The sequence below is a fragment of the Paraburkholderia franconis genome (assembly GCF_009362735.1).
Taxonomy (GTDB): Bacteria; Pseudomonadota; Gammaproteobacteria; order Burkholderiales; family Burkholderiaceae; genus Paraburkholderia; species Paraburkholderia franconis.
The window spans coordinates 1-3,161 of record NZ_WHNP01000184.1; the positions used below are offsets into that span (position 1 = coordinate 1).

3 protein-coding genes and 2 pseudogenes are annotated in these 3,161 nt (G+C 59.1%); 3 read left to right on the forward strand and 2 right to left on the reverse strand.

Features of this window, described 5'->3' with window-relative positions; genetic code table 11:
• Window positions 1-298, reverse strand: a pseudogene (gene tnpA / locus GCT13_RS47255) (IS200/IS605 family transposase); the annotation flags it as partial.
• Window positions 299-838: 540 nt separating this feature from the next.
• On the opposite strand from tnpA, the gene GCT13_RS51560 reads away from it, so the two are divergent.
• Complete coding sequence (locus GCT13_RS51560) at window positions 839-1,282, forward strand: GFA family protein (RefSeq protein WP_407670979.1); 444 nt, start codon at window positions 839-841, stop codon at window positions 1,280-1,282.
• Here GCT13_RS51560 and GCT13_RS47265 read toward each other — a convergent pair.
• A pseudogene (locus GCT13_RS47265) lies at window positions 1,165-2,295 on the reverse strand (hypothetical protein); the annotation flags it as partial. The gene GCT13_RS51560 and the pseudogene GCT13_RS47265 sit on opposite strands and share 118 nt — an antisense overlap.
• 62 nt (window positions 2,296-2,357) lie before the next feature.
• Between GCT13_RS47265 and GCT13_RS51565 the strand changes: the two are divergent.
• Together GCT13_RS51565 and GCT13_RS51570 are read left to right on the forward strand one after the other, a co-directional pair.
• On the forward strand, window positions 2,358-2,618 hold the full coding sequence (locus GCT13_RS51565) for a transposase (protein ID WP_152768393.1): 261 nt from the start codon (window positions 2,358-2,360) through the stop codon (window positions 2,616-2,618).
• A 38-nt stretch (window positions 2,619-2,656) separates the two neighbouring features.
• The coding region (locus GCT13_RS51570) for an IS3 family transposase (protein WP_152768394.1) at window positions 2,657-3,161 on the forward strand (505 nt) is incomplete at its 3' end.

Consider the following 3,161-nt stretch of genomic DNA (forward strand, 5'->3'; position numbering starts at 1 on the left):
AATTGCGTTGCCGACCGCCGTACTTCCGGGCTATCTGAATTGCGCTCTTGCCCTTGATGTACCCCACCACGTTCGATACCGCTTATTTCGGCGGAATGCTCAGGCACATGTGAACGTGATCCCCCATCAGGTGTCCCTCGACGATTTTCGACTCCTTGTGGGACGCCAGTTCATGAAATATCTCCCCGAGCTGCCGACGCAACACGCCGAATATCTGTTTCTTGCGCCGCTTCGGGATGAACACCACGTGATACTTGCAGTCCCATCTCGTGTGGCTCAGGCTCTGATACTCTTTCATTGTGAATCTCCTTCTCTTGGCAGAGACAGGAAATTCGCGCCGACCGTCGTAAAGGTCAAACCTTGGTGAGTCCATCGGCAGAGCCGGTGGCTTACCTCACTGAATTATGCGCTGTCCGACGCGTCTTTACTGGACGCCACCCAGTGGCAGGACGTAGACCGCCGTCTCCACAGGCTACGCGCCGCCCTGGCGGGAAGCCACTGCCTGCATCATCCACACACCTGCGATTTGCCGCTACAAGCCTCAGCTCCCACCGAGTCCCTTTTCTAGATTAGATAAACGTCTCCGGGCGCAGTACGCCCTGTCAGCAATAGGCCATATTGGCCCATGGCAGGGTGAAGTCGATAACACAGTCATTGTCCGCGTGGCATATAGTGCGCACCTCGCTGGAACTCCGCTCGCAAAAATTTTGGCTCGCTGTGCAGGAGGCTAGGGGCAGCGTTTGAAAATGTCGCATGCGGCTCGGATTGCTTGTGATAACGGACTACACACCCTACGATGGCCGTGCGCGTTTTACCCGGACTCGAATGGGGGGGCTTCATGGATAACTTCCAGTTGGACGGCCGCTGTACCTGTGGTGCGATACGGCATCGCATGTGCAGCGGACCCATGTTCGTCCACTGCTGCCACTGCCGCTGGTGTCAGCTCGAATCGCGGGCGTCGTTTGCGCTGAATGCGATGATCGAAGCCGACCGTGTGAAGCTTCTCGTTGGCACGCCCGAGATCGCGGTAACATCGTCGCAGAGCGGAAAGGGGGAGAAAATCGCCCAGGGGGATTATTCGTGCGCACCGGGGCCAGGCCACCTCGATGCGCTTTATCGCTTTATACGTCATGGCACGCGGGGGCTTGGCCCGCTACCACCGGCTTACAACAGGACCGCTTGCTGCAAAAGTTCCAGCGCTTTCAATTCGTCCAGTCGACCCGTGCGCGCTTTACCTGCCAGCGTCTTGATCAATGCTTCCGCTATCGGTTCAATACCGTGAAGATTGTCCAGGCTGGTCACGGAAGTGAAGGGGAGCGGTACAGGGTTTCGCTGCGGTACGGCGGAGGCAGGGAACGACTCAGGGGTTGCCGGTGTGGCTGCCGGGGCCTCGCCATCACTCTCTTCAGGTGAGCGACCGGCAAGGTCGTCGCGGAAATCACTTACATGATCCTGCGGGCTGACGACGGTCGTCTCTTTCTCCTCTGCGACATCCACCGAAACAGGCGAGGGGCCTTCCGGATCGCCCAGGGCGCCCGCCCGCGCGCGCGCCGGGTGCGCCTTCGCATCGACCCTCCCCGGCACGCCATCGTTTGTTGCGGCCGCAACCGGCTCGTGTTGTTCGGATACACGACCGCGCGAAGCAGGCGTAAGCATGCGCGCCACCGACTCCGGAATCTCGGCTTCGGAGCGCGGCGTATCCAACCAGCCAACTGGCAAACCAAGTCGCTCCGTGAACCGGTTTGCCTCGACGCTGTCCATGCGTTTCTTGCCGTATAGCCGATGGTTCATGTTGGATCCACTCATCGCCATAACCACACCCAGTGTTACTTTCGATCCCTTGCGGCTCGTGAGAACGTGGAGATTGGCGCGTCGGATGCTTTCTACCTCGGCGCTGTCGCTTAATGCCAGCGGTTGCTGTTGGGGCGTTTCAGGAGACGTCTTGCGTTTCGACGGCGAAGCTTTTAGCGGCGCATTTGGTTGAGGCTGTCCGGCCATTTCGCTGTGACGATTCTTGACGGCTCTGGGCGACCCGCCAGCTGCTTTCCTTGGCATTTGCGCTTCCTCGGACAAACTAAGAAATGGTTGTTGATCGACGTTCAGGGCAGAAGCCGGCTCAGGTGCTTCAGGCTCCACGTCTGGCCCGTCGTCCGCTTGAACGAAGTCGAGCGGTGACTTCAGACGGGCGATGGTCTCGGCCGCGAGCGCGGGATTGGGATGGTCAAAAAACCCATGCGGCAACCCAAGCGTAGTTTCCATGTGAAAAGCGGTCTCGGGCGTGAACCTTTCGCCCTTCTGACCTGCTCCCCGCGCTTAGTCCGATAACAATGTAGAGTTCGTTCCCAAAAGGAACGACAATGAAGAAGCGATTCAGCGAAGAACAGATTATTGGCATCCTGAAGGAGGCCGAGGCTGGCCTGAAGCCTGCAGAACTGTGCCGCAAGCACGGTATCTCGGAGGCGACCTACGACAACTGGAAGGCGAAGTTCGGCGGAGTGACCGTCGCGGACGCGCAGCGCCTGAAAGAACTGGAGCAGGAGAACAACAGGCTCAAGCGCCTGTTGGCAGGGTCGATGCTCGACAATGCCGCGCGGAAGGACCTGCTGTCGCGAAAGTAGCAAGCCCGCAAGCCAAACGCGAGGCGGTCGGGATATTGATGACCGAACGCGCGATGGGTATCACCCGGGCTTGCGGGCTGGTAGGAATTTCGCGTTCACTGTTCCGTTACGAATCGCGCCGCACCGACGACGCGGAACTGACGGACAGGATGATGGCCATCGCCGCGCAGAAACGTCGATACGGCTACCGCCGTATTCATGTGCTGTTGCGTCGCGAAGGCTGGCTGGTCAACCATAAGCGGACRTGGCGTCTGTATAGCAAGGCAGGGTTGAGCGTGCGTAAGCGCAGACGCAAGCGCATTGCCGCCGTCGAGCGAAAACCGCTGCCGGTGCCGACAGGCCCGAACCAGAGCTGGTCGATGGATTTTGTTTCTGATGGACTGGCTTACGGCCAGCGGTTTCGCTGCCTGAATGTGGTCGACGACTACACGCGGGAATGTCTGGCTATCGAAGTCGACACTTCACTGCCGGGTCTGCGCGTAAAGCACGTGTTGCAACGGTTAGGCGAGATGCGTGGATTGCCTGCATCCATCACGGTAGACA

Coding starts and splice junctions, on each gene's coding strand:
- GCT13_RS51560 (WP_407670979.1), top strand. CDS start 839: ATGGATAACTTCCAGTTGGACGGCCGCTGTACCTGTGGTGCGATACGG.
- GCT13_RS51565 (WP_152768393.1), top strand. CDS start 2,358: ATGAAGAAGCGATTCAGCGAAGAACAGATTATTGGCATCCTGAAGGAG.